A 19,755-nucleotide genomic window follows, 5' to 3' on the forward strand; every position below is an offset into this window, starting at 1 on the left:
TCCACAGGTGACGGGCCGGGCAGCCCGATGGTTGTCCTGCGCGAAGGAGGCCGAATCGGCCGCTCACATGCCATCTGGCCTGCGGCGATGGGGAGTTGGATCACAGGCGTACAGCTGGGCGTCGAACATCCGTCGATGGAAGTTCATGCCGTGCGGGAGCTTCGGCGGGCGCTACTCCGCCTCCGGGCCGTCGTTCTTCTCCGCCCGGATCCGCCGGTCCACCGACATCGAGAGCTCCGCCTCCACCACGTCCTTCGCCAGCGGACGTACCCGCTCCAGCGCGCTCGCGAAGTCCTCGTCCTTCAGATGGGTGTGGACCAGGGCGGAGAACAGCTCCGTGAGGGCCTCGGTGTGCTTGCGGACCTCGTGGCCCGCCGCCAGGACCGAGGCCAGCGGGACGCCCTGGCGCACCAGGGCCGCGGACACGTCCAGCAGGCGGCGGCTGATGTGGATGATGTCGTCGCCGTCCGTGGCGAGATAGCCGAGGTCCAGGGCCGCCGCGAGGTTCTCCGCCGTGACCTCGCCCTCGAAGTAGTCCGCGAGCTGCTCCGGAGTGAGCCGGACCGGCTCCTCCTCCGTCCAGGCCGGCGGCTCGGTGGCGGCCAGGCCGAGCAACTGGCCGACGTCCCGGCCGCTTTCGAAGGCCGTGGCGAGATCCGCGATGCCGCTGAGTGTGTGGCCGCGCTCCAGCAGGGCCGAGATCGTGCGCAGCCGGGCCAGGTGGTGCTCGTCGTACCAGGCGATACGGCCCTCGCGGCGCGGTGGCGGGATCAGCTTGCGTTCGCGGTAGAAGCGCAGGGTGCGCACGGTGATCCCGGCCGCTTCGGCCAGCTCCTCCATGCGGTACTCGCGCCCCGTTCTTTCCTCTGCCACGGCGGAAGCCTATGCCGTACCGGCGCGAACTTTCCGGTGCCTGCCCCCTACCCATGAGTACGAAGCTGCTCTACTCTCCAACGGTGCCAGTGATTACTGGCAGAGTCCGGGGTACTGCGGGAGGCGGCAGCATGGCCCAGCACGAGCATGTACGAGTGGCGGTGATCGGATCCGGATTCGGAGGCCTGGGGGCCGCTGTCCGGCTGAGCCGCGAGGGGATAACCGACTTCGTCGTCCTGGAGCGGGCCGGTTCGGTCGGCGGGACCTGGCGCGACAACAGCTATCCGGGGTGCGCCTGCGACGTACCGTCCCACCTCTACTCGTTCTCCTTCGCCCCCAACCCCGACTGGCCGCGCACCTTCTCCGGCCAGCCGCACATCCGGGCCTATCTGGAGAACGTCGCGGACACCTTCGGGCTGCGGCCGCACATCCGCCTCGACCACGAGGTCCGGAAGATGCACTGGGATGCCGGTGAGCTGCGCTGGGAGATCGAGACCGCGCAGGGGACGCTGACCGCCGATGTGGTCGTCTCCGCGACCGGGCCGCTCTCCGACCCGAAGCTGCCGGACGTCCCGGGGCTCGACTCGTTCGACGGCAAGGTCTTCCACTCCGCGCAGTGGGACCACGGCTACGACCTGCGTGGCAAGCGCGTCGCGATGATCGGGACCGGGGCGTCCGCGATCCAGATCGTGCCCGCGATCCAGCCCGAGGCCGGGCGGCTCACCCTCTTCCAGCGCACCCCGCCGTGGGTGATGCCCCGGATGGACCGCGCCATAAGCGGTGCCGAGCGGTGGCTGCACGGGAAGGTGCCCTTCACCGCCGCCGCCCGCAGGCGGCTGCTGTGGAGCATACGAGAGCTCCAGGTCAGCGCCTTCACCAAGCACCCCAACGAGCTGGGCCTGATCGAGTCGATAGGCAGGGCCAACATCGGCCGGTCCATCAAGGACCCGGGACTGCGCGCCAAACTGACGCCCTCGTACCGGATCGGGTGCAAGCGCATCCTGCTCTCCAGCTCGTACTACCCGGCGCTCGCGCAGCCCAATGTGGACGTCGTGGCGTCCGGGCTCAGGGAGATCAGGGGAAATACGCTGGTGGCGTCCGACGGAACCGAGACCGAGGCGGATGTCATCATCTTCGGGACCGGATTCCATGTGACGGACATGCCGATCGCGGACCGGGTGGTGGGCGCCGGCGGCGCCACGCTCGCCGAGACGTGGAAGGACGGCATGCGGTCGCTGCGCGGCGCGACGGCAGCGGGGTTCCCCAACTGGATGACGATCATCGGCCCGAACACCGGTCTCGGGAACTCCTCGATGATCCTGATGATCGAGTCCCAGCTGAGCTATCTCGCCGACTACATGCGCCAGTTGAACGTCCTGGGCGGACGTGTCGCGCTCGACCCCCGGCCGGCGGCGGTGGACGCGTGGAACGTGCGCGTCCAGGAGCGGATGAAGCGGACCGTCTGGAACACCGGCGGCTGCACCAGCTGGTACCTCGACGCCAACGGGCGCAACACCACGATCTGGCCGGGCACGACCGCCGAGTTCCGCAAGGCCACGCGCGGGGTGGATCTCGGCGAGTACGAGGTCGTACGGGCGGGGGCCGACCGCCCGCTGGTACGCCAGCGGACCGGTGACCACGACCGCGTCACCGAACGGGACCGCGGGCAGGCCGGGGGCCAGGGCCGCGCCGCTGACCGGGAGTCGGTGTGAGCGGCGTCGGAGCGCGGGAGCTGACCGCGGTCTCCGCTGACGGCGCGCGGATCCATGTCGAGGTGTACGGGTCCGACGACGCCCCCGCCGTGGTGCTCTCACACGGCTGGACCTGCTCGACCCGGTTCTGGGACGCCCAGATCAGCGAGCTCGCGGCGGACCACCGGGTGGTGGTCTATGACCAGCGCGGGCACGGGCGTACGCCCGGCGCGAACCCGCGCGGCTACACCACGGACATCCTGGCCGACGACATGGAAGCGGTACTCGCCGCCACGCTCGCCCCGGGTGAACGGGCCGTGCTCGGCGGCCACTCCATGGGCGGGATGACCATGATGGCCGCAGCGGGGCGGCCCCGGTTCCGGGAGCACGCGGCGGCGGTGCTGCTGTGCAGTACGGGCAGCTCGCGGCTGATCGCCGAGTCGACGGTGCTGCCGCTGCGGGCCGGACGGCTGCGGACCCGGCTGACGGGCGCGGTACTCGGGGCGCGCGCCCCGCTCGGGCCGGTCACGCCCGTATCGAAGCGGATCCTCAAGTACGCGACGATGGGCCCCGGTTCGGCCCCGGACCGGGTGGCCGCCTGTGCGCGCATCGTGCACGCCTGCCCCCGGGCGGCACGGGTGGCCTGGTCGCATGTGCTCGCCGGGCTCGATCTGGACGCGGGTGTACGGGAGTTGGCCGTACCCACCGCGGTGGTCGCCGGGACGGCCGACCGGCTCACCCCGGTGGCGCACGCACGGGCGCTGGCCGCCGCGCTGCCGCACTGCACCGGCCTCACCGAACTGGTGGGCGTCGGGCACATGACCCCGGTGGAGGCCCCCGAGGCGGTCGGCGCGCTGCTGCGTGAACTGGCCGCCGCACATGTACCGGTGGACCTGGCCGCCGGCCGGCGAACGGACAAGGAGGAGGCCGTATGAGCAGGAACAGCCTGGAGGGCCAGGTCGCGGTCGTCACGGGAGCCGCGCGCGGGGTCGGTGAGCTGCTGGCCCGCAAGCTCTCGGCGCGCGGTGCGAAGGTGGCGCTCGTCGGCCTGGAGCCGGACGAGCTGAAGGCGGTCGCCGGGCGGCTGCACACCGAGAGCGCGCACTGGTACGCCGATGTCACCGACCATACGGCGATGGCGGCCGTCGCGCGGGAGGTCAAGGCGCACTTCGGCAAGGTCGACATCGTCGTGGCCAACGCCGGGGTGGCGTCCGGCGGCCCCTTCGCGGACTCGGACCCCGAGGCATGGCGGCGGGTCATCGAGGTCAACCTGGTCGGCGGGGCGGTGACCGCGCGGGCGTTCCTGCCGGTGCTGACCGAGAGCCGCGGGTACTTCCTGCAGATCGCGTCGCTGGCCGCGATCACGCCCGCGCCGATGATGTCGGCGTACTGCGCCTCCAAGTCGGGCGTCGAGGCCTTCGCGCACTGCCTGCGGGCCGAGGTCGGCTACAAGGGCGTACGGGTGGGCGTCGGCTATCTGTCCTGGACGGACACGGACATGGTGCGCGGCGCGGACGAGGACGACGTGATGCGGGAGTTGCGGCAGCGGCTGCCGTGGCCGAGCAACCGCACCTATCCGCTGGGCCCGGCCGTCGACCGGATCGTGGCCGGGGTCGAGCGACGGTCCTCGCATGTGTACGCGCAGTGGTGGCTGCGCGGGATGCAGTCCGTACGAGGGTATCTGCCCGCGCTGATCGGCACGGTCGGCCAGCGAGAGATGCGGCGCTTCGAGCCGCGGCTCGCCGGGATCCGTACGGGTCTGGTCGGCGCGGGCGGGGTGGCGGACGAGAAGGCGCGCACGGAGCGTAACTGATCGAAATGCGGCGAATGTCCCCTCGTGTAAGTCTGGTCGAGGCCTGGAGGGCACAGCCCTCCACCCCCCTCACACTTCACTTGGGAGTGAATCTCATGGGTATGAAGGACCAGTTCAAGGACAAGGCGCAGAAGCTCGCCGATCAGGGCAAGCAGCCGATGGGCGGTGCGAAGGACGAGGCTTCGGAGCGGATGGCTCGGCCTGAGGACGAGGCCCGTGCGGGCGAGCGCGGCGGGAACATGACGGACCGGGCGCGGGAGCGGGGCCAGGGCGCGGCGGACCAGGTCCGGGACCAGTTCGACTCCTGACGCCGAGTCGTGAGAGGGCGCGTCTCCCTTCTGGGGGGGGCGCGCCCTTTCGCGGTGCGGTGCGGTGCGGTGTGTGATGCGGGCGTCGCGTGCACAGGGGCGCTGACCCCGGACCCCTGGTCCTCAAACTCCCCCAGGGCGGGATTCAACTGCGTGGCGGCAGCTCCGGCCGCCTCTTGTCCGGGGCCTCCGAGTAGTCCGGGGGTTCCGCCGCCGGCCTGGCCGCCAGTAGGTCGAGTGCTGTCCAGACCGCGTCGTCCAGTTGGCCGTGGCGGCCCTCCGCCCAGTTCAGTGGGGTGCGCAGCGCCTCGATGTCCGGGTCCACGCCGTGGTTCTCGACCGACCAGCCGTATGTGTCGAACCAGGCCGCGTTCATCGGGACCGTGATCACCGTGCCGTCGCCGAGGCGGTGCCGGCCGGTCATGCCGACCACGCCGCCCCAGGTGCGCTGGCCGACCACCGGGCCCATGCCGAGCAGCCGGAACGCCGCCGTGATCATGTCGCCGTCGGACGAGGTGGCCTCGTCGGCGAGGGCGACCACCGGGCCCCGGGGCGCGTTCGACGCGTACGAGACGGGCTGGGCGTCGCGGGTGAGGTCCCAGCCGAGGATCGTACGGGTGAGCTTCTCGACCACCAGCTCGCTGATGTGGCCGCCCGCGTTGCCCCGTACGTCCACGATCAGCGCGGGGCGGGACACCTCAAGGCGCAGATCGCGGTTGAACTGGGCCCAGCCCGAACCGCCCATGTCGGGGATGTGCAGATAGCCGCACCGGCCGTCGCTCAACTCCCTGACGACGGCACGCCGTTTGGCGACCCAGTCCTGGTAGCGCAGCGGGCGTTCGTCGACCAGTGGGACCACCGCGACCCGGCGCGATCCGCCCTCCCGGCCGGCCGGGAGGAACGTCAGCTCGACCGTCGTGCCGCCCGCCGCGGCGAGCAGCGGGTAGGGGCCCGTGAGCGGGTCCACCTGGCGGCCGTCGACATGGGTGAGTACGGCGCCCTCGCGGATGCCCGTACCGGCCAGCGGGGAGCGCGCCTTGGAGTCCGACGAGTCGCCGGGCAGGATGCGCTTGACCACCCAGGCGCCGTCCCGGCACACCAGGTTCGCGCCCAGCAGGCCCATCACCCGCTGGTAGTGCGGCGGTCCCTCGTTGCGGCGGGCGGCGGTGACGTACGCGTGCGAGGTGCCCAGCTCGCCGAGGACCTCGCGGAGCAGATCGGCGAACTCGTCGGGGGACGCGACCCGTTCGACCAGCGGGCGGTACTGCGCCAGGATCGCCGACCAGTCGATGCCGCACATCTGCGGTTCCCAGAAGTAGGCGCGGATGATGCGCCCCGCCTCGTCGAACGCCCCGCGCCACTCCGACGGCGGGTCGACATCGTGCAGGATGCGGCGCGGGTCGAGATAGACCGTGGTGTCGCCTTCGCCGGACTCGGTGGCGGGGACCGCGCGCAGCTCGCCCAGGTCCATGACCACCAGCCTGCTGCCGTCGCCGCTGACCGCGAACCAGTCGAGGTGGTCGACCAGTTCGGCCTTGCGGGCCCTGGCGATGGCGAAGTGTTCGAGAGTGGGGCGGCCCGAGGTGTCGGCCGGGTTGACGAAGGTCTCGCCGAGCGCGCCCGAGATGGGCCAGCGCAGCCAGACGAGGCCGCCGCCGCTGACCGGGCAGAGCGAGGAGTACTTCGACGCGGGCACCGGGAACGGCGTGACCCGGCTCTCCAGGCCCTCGATCTCGACCAGCACCTTGCTGCCGTCCGGGCTGTCCTCGCCCAGATCGTCGTCCGGGTCGAGACCGCCGGCCGCCGGGCGCCCGGCGGGGGAGAGCGCGAAGGGCGAGGGCGTCGTGGAGGTGAGCGGCACCAGATACGGGCGGCAGCCCAGCGGGAACGACAGGTCGCCGGTGTGGACGTCGTACACCGGGTCGAAACCGCGCCAGGACAGGAACGCCAGATAGCGGCCGTCGCTGGTGAAGACTGGGTTCTCGTCCTCGAAGCGACCGTTGGTGACATCGACGACGGTGGGTGCCATCGGCCCGGCGATCTTCGCCATCTTGATCTGCCGCAGGGAGCGGCCGACCCCGGGGTGCGACCAGGTCAGCCAGGTGCCGTCGGGGGAGAAGGCCAGATCGCGCACCGGGCCGTTGAGGGAGCGGATCAGCTCGGTGACCGCACCGGCACCCGGCTGGTCCGCCGCTCTGCCGTCCGCCGCCGCATCCTTCGCCTCGGCGTCCCCCGCCGCTGCGGCCTTCCCCTCTGCGTCCTCCGCCGCCTCACCTCCTGCCCCTCCACCGCTTGCCGCCTCGTCCGGCAGGTCGTCGCCCACCGTGAGCAGCAGCAGCCGCCCGTCGTGCGAGGCGATGGCCAGCTGCTCACCTGCGGGGTCCGAGACCATCTCCTGTACGCGGCCCAGCTCGCCCGCTGCGTACCGCCGGGGCGGCCGGTCGCCGGTGGCGCGCGGCATGTACGCGATCTCGACCGCGTCCTCGCCCTCCGCGTCCGTGACGTACGCGATCCGTCCCGCGCTGCCGAGCATTTCGGGGAGGCGGACCCGTACCCCCGGGGTGTCCGTGATGGTGCGGGCCGGGCCGTCGCGGTGGGTGAGCCAGTACAGGCTGCCGCGCACGACGACCGCACTCGCCCGGCCCGTCTCGTCCACGGACACGCCGTCGACGTTGGTGGACGCCGGGATCTGGTAGGCGCGCCGCCCGGTGCGCGGGCTGCCGATGCGGACCTCCAGCTTGCGCGGCACCGCGCCGGGCGACAGGTCGTCGGCCAGCCAGATGTCGCCCGCGCACTGGTAGACCACCCGGTGGCCGTCGGTGGACGCGTTCCTCGCGTACCAGCTGTCGTGGTCGGTGTGGCGGCGCAGGTCCGTGCCGTCCGGCAGACAGGAGTAGAGGTTGCCGATGCCCTCGTGGTCGGAGAGGAAGGCGACCCGGCCGTCCACCAGCATCGGGCAGGCCAGATGTCCCTCGATCCCCGCGAGCAGCCGCTTGCCGTGCAGCCAGAGGCGGCCGGTGGCGCCGCCGCGGTAGCGCTTCCAGGCGGCCGGTTCGTGCGGTGGTGTGCCGGTGAGCAGGAGCGTGCGGCGCTCGCCGGCCACGTCACCGATGGCGATGTCGTGGACCGGGCCCCAGGGCAGCTTGGCTCCCGGTGAGCCATCGGTGGCCACCGTGTAGGCCCAGCTGAAGTGCGAGAACGGCTGGTTGTGCGAGGCCACGGCCAGGATGTCGCCCTCCGGCGTCCAGCCGCGCACCCGGGTGTCGAGCGAGCCCCAGTACGTCAGCCGCCGGGACGGGCCGCCGTCCACGGGGGCCAGATGGATCTCCGGGTCGAGGCTGCGCCAGGACGTGTACGCGATGTGCCCGCCGTCGGGGGAGAACCGCGGCTGGCCCACCCGGGTCCGGTCGGCGGTGATCCGCCAGGCCCGCTCGGGGCGCCCGGCCCCGCCGTCGAGGGGCGCGACCCAGAGGTCGTCCTCGGTCACGAAGCACAGCAGGTCGCCATGGAGGTTCGGGAAGCGGAGGTACGCGGCGTCTCCCGCATCGGCTTGGCTCACCCCTCAATGCTTTCCGCGCTGCGGAGGCCCGGCAACTCGTGGCGCCGGCCCGCTCCGGTCACCGGCACCTCCCGGGCGGTCACCGGCACCTGTCTCGCCGCTTCCTGTGCCGCTTCTTATGCCGGTCCGACAACCGTGATCGAGTCCACATGCGAAACGTTGTCGTTTCGCTCGGGCGCGGCGTACCGTCGTGGTGTACGAAACCGTTTCGCTCGGGAAGGCCGGGGATGGCTAGCAGACTGACGCCGGAGCGCGAGGGTGAGCTGTACGCGGCCACACTCGATCTGCTGCGTGAGGTCGGCTACGAAGCCCTGACCATGGACGCCGTCGCCGCTCGTACGCGGTCCAGCAAGGCCACCCTCTACCGCCAGTGGGGGAGCAAGCCGGAGCTGGTCGTCAGGGCGCTGCGGAACAACAAACCTGTCCGTATGGACGAGGTCGACACCGGTTCACTGCGCGGAGACCTCCGGGCCCTGATGGCGCGCGAGGGCGACTGCGAGATGGAGCGGAACTCCGCCCTGATACGGGGTCTGATGCATGCCGTGCATGAGAACCCGGATCTCTTCCAGGCCCTGCGCGAGCTGCTGATCGAACCCGAGGTGACCGGGCTCAAGCGCATGTTGCAGCGCGCTGTGGAGCGTGGCGAGGTCAGTGCGGACAACCCTGGGCTGAGCTTTGTCCCGCACATGGTGGTCGGCGCCTTCGTCGCCCGCCAGCTGCTGGAGGAGAAGCCTGCCGACCGGGCTTTCCTCTCCCGTTATCTGGACGCCGTGGTACTCCCCGCTCTCGGCGCCCAGCCACCGGTCACCACCTGATCAACGGCTGGTCACCGCCGTGACCACCACCGTGATCACTGTCCGAACCACCGCCTGACACACCTGAACATCTCTCCACCTGACACGCCGCTCTCGTCGTCGGGCTGGTTCCTCACGCCCTTTTCCACCCGACCTGACCGGGAGACGCCCTCGTGGCCACGTACCTCTACAAGCTCGGACGGTTCGCCTTCCGGCGCCGCCGTTATGTCGCCCTGGTGTGGGTGGCGCTGCTGGCGCTCGCCGGCTTCGGCGCCTCCTCGGCCGCCACCGCGACCGCAAGCTCCTTCTCGATACCCGGCACGGAGGCCCAGAAGGCCTTCGACCTGCTGGGGCAGCGGTTCCCCGGCGCGAGCGCCGACGGTGCCACCGCCCGGGTCGTCTTCAAGGCCCCGTCCGGCGAGAAGATGACATCCGCGGCGAACAAGGCCGAGGTCAAGAAGGTCGAGGGGGAGCTGAGCTCCGGCTCGCACCAGATCTCGTCGGTGACGGATCCCTACCAGGCGAAGGCCGTCTCCAAGGACGGCAGCACGGTCTACGTGCAGGTCTCCTACAAGGTCAGCTCGATGGAGCTGACCGACCAGAGCAAGAACTCGCTCCAGGACACCGCGGACAAGGCGCAGCACAACGGGTACACGGTGGAGATCGGCGGTGACGCGCTCCAGGCCATGCCGGAGACCGGCTCCGGCGAGATCATCGGTGTCGTGCTCGCCGCGATCGTGCTCATCGTGACGTTCGGCTCGCTGATCGCCGCCGGGCTCCCGCTGCTGACCGCCCTCATCGGCGTCGGTATCGGCGTCTCGACGATCACGGCGCTGGCCAATGTGCTGGACCTGGGCAACACCACATCGACGCTGGCGATGATGATCGGCCTGGCGGTCGGTATCGACTACGCGCTGTTCATCGTCTCCCGCTTCCGGGCGGAACTCGCCGAGGGCAGGGAACCGCAGGAGGCCGCGGGACGGGCGGTCGGAACGGCCGGCTCGGCTGTGGTCTTCGCCGGACTCACCGTGGTCATCGCTCTGGTCGGCCTGGCCGTCGTGAACATCCCGATGCTCTCCAAGATGGGCTTCGCGGCGGCCGGTACGGTCGTGATCGCCGTCCTCATCGCGCTCACCCTCATCCCCGCGCTGCTCGGCTTCGCCGGAAAGCGTGTGGTGGGACGCAAGGCCCGCAAGAACCCGCCGGTGCCGGGCGCCGAGGCCAAGGCCAACGGCGGCACCCGCTGGGCGCGCATCGTCCTGCGCCGCCCCATTCTGGTGCTGCTCGTCGGCGTGATCGGCCTGGGCGCCATCGCCATCCCGGCCGCTTCCCTGCAGATGGGCCTGCCCGACGACGGGGCGCAGCCCACCAACACCACCCAGCGCCGTGCGTACGACCTGCTCTCCGACGGCTTCGGCCCCGGGTTCAACGGTCCGCTGACGACGGTCGTCGACGTCAAGGGCGTCAGCGACGGCAAGGCCGCGGTCGACGAGGTGCACCAGAAGATCGCCGGGCTCGACGGCGTGGTCTCGGTGGCGCAGCCGTTCTACAACAAGGCGCACGACACCGCGACGATCAGCGTCATCCCCAAGGACCGGCCCTCGTCGGTCAAGACCGAGAACCTGGTCCACTCCATCCGTGACGCGGGTGCGCAGGTCAAGTCCGACACCGGTGCCACGGTGCTGGTCACCGGCGCGACCGCGATGAACATCGACTTCTCGCAGAAGATGAACGACGCGCTGGTCCCGTATCTGGCGCTCGTCGTCGGGCTCGCGTTCCTGCTCCTGATGGTGGTCTTCCGCTCGGTGCTGGTGCCGCTCAAGGCGGCGCTCGGCTTCCTGCTCTCGGTGGTCGCCGCCCTGGGCGCGGTCGTCGCGGTCTTCCAGTGGGGCTGGCTCGGCTCGCTCTTCGGCGTCCAGCAGACCGGCCCGATCATGTCGATGATGCCGATCTTCATGGTGGGTGTGGTCTTCGGTCTCGCGATGGACTACGAGGTCTTCCTGGTCACCCGGATGCGGGAGGCGTATGTGCACGGGGAGAGCCCGGGACAGGCCGTCGTCACCGGCTTCAAGCACGGGGCGCGCGTGGTCACCGCGGCCGCAGTCATCATGATCGCGGTCTTCTCCGGCTTCATCGGAGCCAGTGACTCGATGATCAAGATGATCGGCTTCGGCCTCGCCATCGCGGTCTTCTTCGACGCCTTCGTCGTACGGATGGCCATCGTGCCCGCCGTCCTGGCGCTGCTCGGTAAGCGGGCGTGGTGGCTGCCGCGCTGGCTGGACCGGGCGCTGCCGAACGTGGACGTCGAGGGCGAGGGCCTGAACAAGCACATCGAGGACCGGACACAGCGGGAGCTGATCGACGCCTGACCGGACAGCCGGACGGTCCTGTCCGGCTCAGGTCCGCAGCGGCCCTCCATGCCCCACGGCATGGGGGGCTTCCTGCTGCTCCAGGGGCGCGTCCTCGCGGAGCGCTTCCCTGCGGGCGGCCCTCTCGGCATGTTCGGTTTCCTGGGGGACGGCCGCATGGGTCCTGCGCAGGAACCGGATCAGCGGCGCGTTGTCGAACTGCACCACCGTCACACCGTCCGGCGAGTAGAACTCAAGGACCACCTGGGCCCGCCCGCACGGCCAGATCCCGATGTCGCCGGAGCGCCGGGGCGTCCGCAGCCCCGCTTCGAGCAGGTCCCTGGCGAAGACCCACTCGCCGCCACCGCCGGGGAAGAGGAAGCGCACGGCGCCGGGGTCACCCTCGGGGTCGTACTGGAGCGCGATGTGGACCACCGACCACTGGCCGGGGACGTCCGTCACCACATGACCTCGTACAGGCACCTCGACGGCGGGGGACATGTGCGCTCCCTTGATCAGTGGTCCGGTGATCCGGCGGTATCCACAGATGAGCCGGAACCCTATGGGGTTATTTGTCATCCAATGTCCCATATTTTGACAGGGATGCCACCGCTCGGCCACCGCTACCGCGCCGCAGCTGGGGCCGAGGCGCTCTTGCGAACCATTCGCAACAAGGCTCTATCATCGAACGGTTCACCACCGCCGGTGCGCCATCGCGAGGAGAGAGTCACCACATGCATGTCCCCGACGGATTCATCAACGCCCCCGTATCGGCGGTGACCGGTGTAATCGCCGCGGGCGCGATCGCCGTGAGCCTCCGGGGCGCGCGCCGTGAGCTGGACGAGCGCACCGCGCCGTTGGCCGGCCTGGTCGCGGCCTTCATCTTCTCCGTGCAGATGCTGAACTTCCCCGTCGCCGCCGGCACCAGCGGCCATCTGCTGGGTGGCGCACTCGCCGCGATCCTGGTCGGCCCGTACACCGGGGTGCTCTGCGTTTCCGTCGTCCTGCTGATGCAGGGCATCCTCTTCGCCGACGGCGGGCTCACGGCCCTCGGGGTCAACATCACGGACATGGCCATCGTGACGACCGTCGTCGCGTATGCCGTCTTCCGCGGCCTGGTCAAGGTGCTGCCCCGCCGCCGCAGCTCGATCACCGCCGCCTCCTTCGTCGCCGCGCTGCTCTCCGTGCCGTGCGCCGCGCTCGCCTTCACCGCGATGTACGCGCTCGGCGGCACCACCGACGTCCCGGTCGGCAAGGTGCTGACCGCGATGGTCGGCGTCCATGTCCTCATCGGCATCGGCGAGGCCGCGATCACCGCACTCACCGTGGGCGCCGTGATCGCCGTCCGCCCCGACCTGGTGTACGGCGCCCGCGGGCTGACCGCCCCGCTCAAGCTCCGGGTGGGCGGCGAACTCATCGACGCGCCCGCCGCCGAGCCGGTCCCGGCCGCCGCCCGCTCCGCCCGGTCGACCCGCAAGATCTGGGGCATCGGGCTGATCACCGCCCTCGTACTGGCCGGGTTCGTCTCCTTCTACGCGTCCGCCAGCCCCGACGGCCTGGAGAAGGTCGCCCACGACAAGGGCATCGACGCCAAGGAGCAGCCGCACCACACCGGGGACTCCCCGCTCGCCGGGTACGGCGTCAAGGACATCTCCGACGCCCGGCTCTCCGGCGGTCTCGCCGGGCTGATCGGCGTCGGCGCCACGGTCGTCGTGGGCAGCGGTGTCTTCTGGGCGGTCCGCCGCCGCCGTACGCAGGCCGCCCCGGCCGGCCCGAACGCGGGAGCCGTCTGACATGGGCGCCGGTCACGCGCACAAGCTCTACCGGCACGGCCACTCCCCGGTCCACGACCTGCCGCCGCACTGCAAACTCGCCGCCGTGTTCACCTTCGTGATCGTGGTGGTCTCCACCCCGCGCGAGGCGATGTGGGCGTTCGCGCTGTACGCGGTGCTGCTCGCGGGGGTGACCGCGGTGGCCCGCATCCCGGCCGGGTTCCTGCTCAAGCGGCTGCTCATCGAGATCCCGTTCGTGGCCTTCGCGGTGCTCATGCCGTTCGTCGTCCCCGGCGACCAGGTCCACGTGCTGGGCCTCTCGGTCAGCGAGCCCGGACTCTGGGGCGCCTGGAACGTACTGGCCAAGGGCACGCTCGGCGTCGCCGCTTCCGTACTCCTGGCGTCCACCACCGAACTGCGCGCGCTGCTTCTCGGGCTCCAGCGGCTGAAACTCCCGCCGATGCTGGTGCAGATCGCGTCCTTCATGATCCGGTACGGCGACGTGATCACCGACGAGATGCGCCGGATGTCGATCGCCCGCCGCTCACGCGGCTTCGAGGCGCGCGGCGTACGGCAGTGGGGGGTGCTCGGCAAGTCGGCCGGGGCGCTCTTCATCCGCTCCTACGAACGGGGCGAGCGCGTACATCTGGCCATGGTCAGCCGGGGATACACCGGGACCATGCCGGTCATCGACGAAGTGACGGCGTCGGGAGCGCAGTGGCGGTCCGCCGCGGCACTCCCCGTCGCCGCGCTCTGCGTCTGTCTGCTGGGATGGACCTTGTGACTACGACCCCCACCGCCCCGCCCTCCCTGGAGATCGCCGGCCTCGCGTACGCCTACCCCGACGGCCACCAGGCGCTCTTCGGGGTCGACCTGGCCGTCGAACGCGGCCAGCGGGTCGCCCTGCTCGGGCCCAACGGCGCGGGCAAGACCACACTCGTCCTGCACCTCAACGGCATCCTCACCGGCGGCGCCGGCACGGTCTCGGTGGCCGGGCTGCCGGTCGCCAAGGCCAACCTCGCGGAGATCCGGCGCCGCGTCGGCATCGTCTTCCAGGACCCCGACGACCAGCTGTTCATGCCGACGGTCCGCGAGGACGTCGCGTTCGGCCCGGCCGCCGCCGGGCTGCGCGGCCCGGAGCTGGAGGCGCGGGTCGTCGCGGCGCTCACCCAGGTCGGGATGGAGTCCTACGCGGACCGCCCCCCGCACCACCTCTCGTACGGCCAGCGCCGCCGTGTCGCGGTCGCGACCGTCCTCGCGATGGAGCCGGAGATCCTGGTCCTGGACGAGCCGTCCTCCAACCTCGACCCGGCATCCCGCCGTGAACTCGCCGACATCCTGCGGTCGTTGGAGGTGACGGTGCTGATGGTGACGCACGACCTGCCGTACGCGCTGGAACTGTGCCCGCGCGCCGTGGTGCTCAGCGACGGCGTGATCGTCGGCGACGGGCCGACCGGGGACATCCTGGCGGACGAGGCGCTGATGCAGGCGCACCGGCTTGAGCTGCCGTTCGGCTTCAACCCGCGCGCGGCGGTCTGAGCCGGCGCCTTCGGGCTTCCCGCGCGCGGCGGTCTGAGCGGCACCCCGGCCGTACCCGGTCAGGCGCCTGCGCCCTTCCTCGTGCGGCCGGCCGCCAGGCTCACCAGTACGGCGAGGGCCAGCAGCGCCACCGCGCAGCTGAACACCTCTCCGGCGGGCCGCAGGCTGGTGGCGTGGATCAGTACGCCGACGCCGATCGAGGGGACGGCGAGCATCGTGTACAGGATCGCGAAGAACGTCGACACCGCGGCGCCCCGGTGCTCCGGATCGCTGCGGGTGGTGATGGTGCCGAGTCCGTAGCCGATGGCGATACCGGTCGCCAGGCCGTTCACCGCGGCGCCGACGATCAGCGCGGCCAGGGTCTCGGTCACCATGGCGGTCGCGATGAGCGCCGCCGCGCCGATCAGCCCCGCACAGGCCACGGTCAGCGCCGCCCCGGACCCGAGCCGGCGGATCAGCAGCTGGCCCAGCGCGGTGCAGACGAACGCGGTGAAGACGACGGCCCCGGTGAGCGTGTGATTCGTGTCGTGCAGCACGCCGCCGACGAACAGCCCGGTCACGGCGGTGAGCACCCCGAGCACCGCGAACCCGGTCCCGGTGACCATCGCCGACCGCAGGAAGTCCGAGCGGATCTCCGCCGGGACGTGCAGCGGCTGGAGCCGGAAGGTGAATCCGGTGCGGTGGCGCACGGTCTCCGGGGTGGCCGCGAGACCGGCGACGGCGAGCGCCGTGAGGACCAGCGAGACGGCCCACGGTGTACGCAGCGGGGCGGGCGCCGTATCGGCCAGGACCCCGGCGAGCAGCGGGCCACAGGCCAGTCCGCCCATATTGGCGAAGAGCGCCACCGTGGCGGGGCGCACCCTGCCGTCCTGCGGCATCAGCTCGGTGAGCGCCGCCGTGCCGGCGCCGGTCACCAGCGCCGCGGAGAAGCCGGACAGCACACGGCCGAACAGCAGGACCGGCACATCCCCTGCGACCAGGAAGACCACGGCGGCGCAGACGGACAGCACGGTCGCGGCCACCAGCACCGGACGGCGCCCGATCTGGTCCGACAGGCGCCCGAAGGTCAGCAGCCCGACGACTACCCCGATCGCGTAGACGGCGAAGATCACGGTGACCGTGAGGGGCGAGAAGCCGAATGCGTTCTCGTACAGCGGGTAGAGGGGCGTGGGCACGGTGGTCCCCACCATCGTGATCCAGAAGGCGAAGGCCACCACGGGCGCCGCGAACCGCCGGTTGCCGCCCGGCTTCCCCGCCGGGGAGGCCACACGGTCGGATGGGGTCGGCATGGCGGGACCTGCTTTCTCCTGTCCGGGGCTTCTCTGTCCGGGGCCCGTACGGTCATTCGTCAGATCGTGGGGACTCAGCGGACTCTAGGCTGTCTCCCCCCGCCACACGGGAGACCCACCCCTCCGGGTCACACGGAAGACCCACCCCCCCGGCACTCACCGGCAGTGCCGCACCGCACCATGGACCCTGTACGCCAGTCCGGGCGTACAGGTAGATGTGGGAGCGCGACGTGGTGGACGTCCAGGGCACAGTGGCGGACGGATTCGAGGCGGTCCGGGACGCCTTCGTACGGAACTTCACGCACCGTGCGGAGCGCGGCGCCGCCGTCACCGTCTACCGCGACGGTCACAAGGTCGTCGACCTCTGGGCCGGTACGAAGGACGTGGACGGTGCCGAGCCCTGGGCCCTGGACACCGCCCAGGTCGTCAGGTCCGCGACCAAGGGGGTGGCCGCCGCCGTCCCGCTGCTCCTGCACCAGCGCGGCCAGCTGGACCTCGACGCCCCCGTCTCCACGTACTGGCCGGAGTTCAAGGCGGGCGGCAAGGAACGCGCCCTCGTCCGGCACTTCCTGGCCCACCGCACCGGGGTACCCCTCATCGACCACCCCCTCACCCCCGCCGAGGCCATCGACGGGGTGTCGGGCCCACGCGCCGTCGCCGCCCAGCAGGCCGTCTGGGAGCCCGGCACCGAGCACGGCTACCACGCGCAGACGTACAGCTGGCTGCTGAGCGAACTCGTCCGGCGGGTCACCGGCCGCACCATCGGCCGCTGGATCGCCGAGGAGATCGCCCGTCCCCTCGACATCGACTTCTGGGTCGGCCTGCCCGCCGAGGAGGCGCACCGCGTCGGCCGGATCGGCACCGTCGCCGCGCCGCCGGTCGGCAGCGGCCTCAAGCTCAAGCCGAAGCGGTCCGTCAGCGACGCGTACCAGGACCCCTCCTCGCTGACCAGCCGCGCCTTCGGTGCCATCGAGCCGTTCCCGGACGAGAACGACCCGGCCTACCGCGCCGCCGAACTCCCGGGCTCCGGCGGCATTTCCACTGCCCGCGCCCTGGCCCGCGTCTACGCCGCGATGATCGGCCGCGTCGACAACGGCAGCCGCCTCTTCGCCCCCGCCACCCTCGCCCTGGCCCGCAGCGAGGAGTCGTCGGGCCCGGACCGCGTACTCGTCGTCAGCACCCGCTTCGGCCTCGGCTTCATGCTGCACGGCCCGTCGGCCCCGCTGCTCGGCCCCGGCTCGTTCGGCCACCCGGGCCGGGGCGGCTCGCTCGGCTTCGCGGATCCGGAGTCGGGGGTCGCGCTGGGGTATGTGACCAACGCGCTCCAGAAGGGCGTCACCGCCGATCCGCGCGCCCAGGCCCTGGTCAGGGCGGTGCGCTCGGCGACATGATCGCCGTATGGATATCACGAGGCGGTTCGAGGGTTACGCGGTCCTGATCACCGGCGCCGGCAGGGGAATCGGCGCGGCCACCGCCCGCCGCTTCACCGACGAGGGCGCCCGCGTCCTGGTCACCGATCTGGACGGGGACCGCGCGGAGAAGACGGCGGCGGCGCTGCCGGGCGCGCTGCCGTTCACCTGCGATGTCACCGACCGGTCCGCCGTCGATGCGGCGGTGGCGTACGCGGTGGCCGAGTTCGGCGCACTCGACGTCCTGGTCAACAACGCGTACGCCTGCTCGCCGGACGCCCCGCTCTTCGAGGACGAGGACGACGAGTCCTGGCACCGGGACCTGGACGCCACGCTGAGCGGCGCCTTCCGTGTCTCGCGCGCCGCCATGCCGCATCTCGCGGCGGCGGGCGGCCGGGGCGCGATCGTCAGTGTCGGCTCGGTCAACGGCGCCCAGGACTTCGGCAACCACGCGTACAGCGCGGCGAAGGCGGGCCTGACCAGCCTGACCCGGACCCTCGCGGGCCACGCGGCGCCGCGCGGGGTCCGGGTCAACCTGGTGGCGCCGGGCACGATCCACACGGACGTGTGGGCGTCGCGCGGTGTGGAGTCGCCCCTCGAACAGGCCGCGAAACAGTACCCGTTGGGCCGGGTGGGAGTGCCGGATGACATCGCGGCGGCGATCGCGTTCCTGGCGTCGCGGGACGCCGCGTGGATCACCGGGGTGACGCTGCCGGTGGACGGTGGCCTGCTGGGCAGCAACCTGGGGCTGCGCAACTCGCTGCGCTGACGACAGGCTCAGGGGCCGGGCATGACAGCGGACCCGGACCGGGGTTGCCGGTCCGGGCCCGCTGCGTTCGCGGTGCGGTGGTCACGTCGCCGTGGTCACCGCGTCGCCCCCGTGGGCGTGTTGAGCCGGGGGTACGGGTTACTTGGTGAAGGCCGCGGTGCCGTTCGGCGTACCGAGACCGGTCGGGCCGTCGTAGCCCTGGCCCGCCTTGCACAGGTAGTCGCTGCACGACCCGTTGGCCCCGGTGGTGACGTCGTTGAGGGAGCCGGTGTGGGCGTACGGGTACGACGCGGGGGTGTCACTCGCGCCGGGGGTGCCGGCGAGAGCGTAGACGGCCGCGATGAACGGCGACGCGGCGCTGGTGCCGCCGTAGACGTTCCAGCCGTCTGCCTGGTAGGTGTCGTAGACCGCGAGGCCGGTGGCCGGGTCGGCGACGGACGACACGTCCGCGACGGCGCGCTTGGCGCAGTCGGCGTCCTTCTGCCAGGACGGCTTCGCGTCGTACTGGGAGCAGCCGGAGCCTGCTCCCTCGCCGCCCGCGCTGGTGCCCCAGACGGACTCGGACCAGCCGCGCGTGCTGCTGTCCTTCTTGAGCGAGGTGCCGCCGACCGAGGTGACGTACTGGGAGGCGGCCGGGTACTCCACGCCGTAGCCGCTGTCACCGGAGCTCACGGTGATGGCGACGCCGGGGTGGTTGAAGTACTGGTCGTCCGCCTGCGTGTCGCTGGGGTCCTCGCTGCCGCCGTAGCTGTTGGAGACGTACTTGGCACCCTGCTTGACGGCCTGGTTCACGGCCGCGCCGAGGTCGTCCATGCTGGCGGAATTGGCCTCGACGAGCAGGATGTGGCACTGGGGGCAGGCCGCGCTGACCATGTCGACGTCGAGGGAGATCTCTCCGGCCCAGCCGGCGTCAGGCGCCGGGTAGCTGGAGCCGCCGTCCTGGTCGATCTTCTTGAAGCAGCCGTTGTCGGTGGTGCAGTCGGGCAGGCCGTACTGGGACCGGTAACTCGCCAGGTCCTGCTCGGCGTTGGGGTCGTCGTTGGCGTCGACGATCGCGACCGTCTGGCCCGCGCCGCTGTCCGCGGGGAGGTTGTAGGCGGCCTGCAGGTCGCTGGGGCCGAAGCCGGAGGGGGCGGCGTTGCGGCCGAGCGACTTCTGCTGCTTGATGTCGGTGCGGGCCACCGCGTTGCACGCCATGTAGCCGGGCTTGGACGGTTGTGAGCAGAGCCGGTGCGTGTGCACCGTGGATGCGGCCGGTGCCGCGGAGCCCGTCGACGCGAACGCGGACGCCTGCGAGGCGGCAACGAGGCCGCCGGATATGAGTGCCACTGCTGACAGCAGGGCCGGTGCGCCGCGGCGCAGCAGGCCGATTCTGCGGTGTGATTGCAAGGAACTGCCCTCCGTGGGGGGTGGGTGTCCGGGCGGACATCCGGCATTCATGTCAAGTGCATGACAACGCACACAACAAGGAATTGATCCGGACAGAACGCCGTGGAGCCTGAGGGTGGCGCTGTTCACTCGACTGGTGCCACCCCGATGAGTGGTGGCTAAAAAGAAAGCTATTCAATCGCCTGCCCAACTGGCTACCTGG

Annotated in this window: 16 protein-coding genes; 11 read left to right on the top strand and 5 right to left on the bottom strand. The window is 71.3% G+C overall.

Annotated features, from left to right (window positions below; genetic code table 11):
- Window positions 1–171: 171 nt before the first annotated feature.
- Window positions 172–840, bottom strand: a complete 669-nt coding sequence (locus OG210_RS18675) for a MerR family transcriptional regulator (RefSeq protein ID WP_328335461.1) — start codon at window positions 838–840, stop codon at window positions 172–174.
- 164 nt (window positions 841–1,004) lie between these two features.
- Between OG210_RS18675 and OG210_RS18680 the strand changes: the two genes are divergently transcribed.
- From OG210_RS18680 to OG210_RS18695, 4 genes are all read left to right on the top strand, one after another.
- Window positions 1,005–2,585, top strand: coding sequence for a flavin-containing monooxygenase (locus OG210_RS18680; protein WP_371537767.1), 1,581 nt, complete (start codon window positions 1,005–1,007; stop codon window positions 2,583–2,585).
- Window positions 2,582–3,499, top strand: coding sequence for an alpha/beta fold hydrolase (locus OG210_RS18685; protein ID WP_371537770.1), 918 nt, complete (start codon window positions 2,582–2,584; stop codon window positions 3,497–3,499). Before OG210_RS18680 ends, OG210_RS18685 begins: the two co-directional genes overlap by 4 nt.
- Window positions 3,496–4,377 (top strand): SDR family oxidoreductase, encoded by an 882-nt coding sequence (locus OG210_RS18690; RefSeq protein WP_371537773.1) that lies wholly within the window; start codon window positions 3,496–3,498, stop codon window positions 4,375–4,377. Before OG210_RS18685 ends, OG210_RS18690 begins: the two co-directional genes overlap by 4 nt.
- Before the next feature lie 95 nt (window positions 4,378–4,472).
- On the top strand, window positions 4,473–4,685 hold the full coding sequence (locus tag OG210_RS18695) for a hypothetical protein (RefSeq protein ID WP_328327513.1): 213 nt from the start codon (window positions 4,473–4,475) through the stop codon (window positions 4,683–4,685).
- 145 nt (window positions 4,686–4,830) lie between these two features.
- Here the strand turns inward: OG210_RS18695 and OG210_RS18700 are convergent, their stop codons facing one another.
- The gene (locus OG210_RS18700) at window positions 4,831–8,244 is read right to left on the bottom strand and encodes a S41 family peptidase (protein ID WP_371537776.1); all 3,414 of its coding nucleotides are present in this window, start codon (window positions 8,242–8,244) and stop codon (window positions 4,831–4,833) included.
- Between the two features lie 227 nt (window positions 8,245–8,471).
- Between OG210_RS18700 and OG210_RS18705 the strand changes: the two genes are divergently transcribed.
- On the top strand, window positions 8,472–9,059 hold the full coding sequence (locus OG210_RS18705) for a TetR/AcrR family transcriptional regulator (protein WP_328327509.1): 588 nt from the start codon (window positions 8,472–8,474) through the stop codon (window positions 9,057–9,059).
- Window positions 9,060–9,211: 152 nt separating this feature from the next.
- Entirely contained in the window at window positions 9,212–11,407 is a 2,196-nt protein-coding gene (locus tag OG210_RS18710) for an MMPL family transporter (protein WP_328327507.1), read from the top strand.
- 27 nt (window positions 11,408–11,434) lie between these two features.
- Here the strand turns inward: OG210_RS18710 and OG210_RS18715 are convergent, their stop codons facing one another.
- Entirely contained in the window at window positions 11,435–11,887 is a 453-nt protein-coding gene (locus OG210_RS18715; RefSeq protein ID WP_328327505.1) for an SsgA family sporulation/cell division regulator, read from the bottom strand.
- Between the two features lie 233 nt (window positions 11,888–12,120).
- Here OG210_RS18715 and OG210_RS18720 point away from each other — a divergent pair, with 233 nt between their 5' ends.
- The 3 genes from OG210_RS18720 to OG210_RS18730 are packed head-to-tail and all read left to right on the top strand — an operon-like array spanning window position 12,121 to window position 14,697.
- Entirely contained in the window at window positions 12,121–13,179 is a 1,059-nt protein-coding gene (locus OG210_RS18720) for an energy-coupling factor ABC transporter permease (protein WP_328327503.1), read from the top strand.
- A gap of 1 nt (window position 13,180) precedes the next feature.
- Entirely contained in the window at window positions 13,181–13,942 is a 762-nt protein-coding gene (gene cbiQ / locus OG210_RS18725; protein WP_328327501.1) for a cobalt ECF transporter T component CbiQ, read from the top strand.
- Entirely contained in the window at window positions 13,930–14,697 is a 768-nt protein-coding gene (locus tag OG210_RS18730) for an ABC transporter ATP-binding protein (RefSeq protein ID WP_328327499.1), read from the top strand. The genes cbiQ and OG210_RS18730 overlap by 13 nt, the downstream gene beginning before the upstream one ends.
- Window positions 14,698–14,756: 59 nt before the next feature.
- On the opposite strand, the gene OG210_RS18735 is transcribed toward OG210_RS18730, so the two are convergent.
- Window positions 14,757–15,986: an MFS transporter gene (locus OG210_RS18735; protein WP_328327497.1), complete on the bottom strand. Its 1,230-nt coding sequence runs from the start codon at window positions 15,984–15,986 to the stop codon at window positions 14,757–14,759.
- Window positions 15,987–16,219: 233 nt separating this feature from the next.
- Between OG210_RS18735 and OG210_RS18740 the strand changes: the two genes are divergently transcribed.
- Window positions 16,220–17,377, top strand: coding sequence for a serine hydrolase domain-containing protein (locus tag OG210_RS18740; protein WP_328335460.1), 1,158 nt, complete (start codon window positions 16,220–16,222; stop codon window positions 17,375–17,377).
- A gap of 7 nt (window positions 17,378–17,384) precedes the next feature.
- Complete coding sequence (locus OG210_RS18745) at window positions 17,385–18,164, top strand: SDR family NAD(P)-dependent oxidoreductase (RefSeq protein WP_371537781.1); 780 nt, start codon at window positions 17,385–17,387, stop codon at window positions 18,162–18,164.
- A 138-nt stretch (window positions 18,165–18,302) separates the two neighbouring features.
- Here the strand turns inward: OG210_RS18745 and OG210_RS18750 are convergent, their stop codons facing one another.
- On the bottom strand, window positions 18,303–19,553 hold the full coding sequence (locus OG210_RS18750) for a S53 family peptidase (protein WP_328327493.1): 1,251 nt from the start codon (window positions 19,551–19,553) through the stop codon (window positions 18,303–18,305).
- Window positions 19,554–19,755 lie beyond the last annotated feature (202 nt).

Origin of the sequence: Streptomyces sp. NBC_00466 (assembly GCF_041433995.1) — a bacterium.
Classification (GTDB): Bacteria; Actinomycetota; Actinomycetes; order Streptomycetales; family Streptomycetaceae; genus Streptomyces.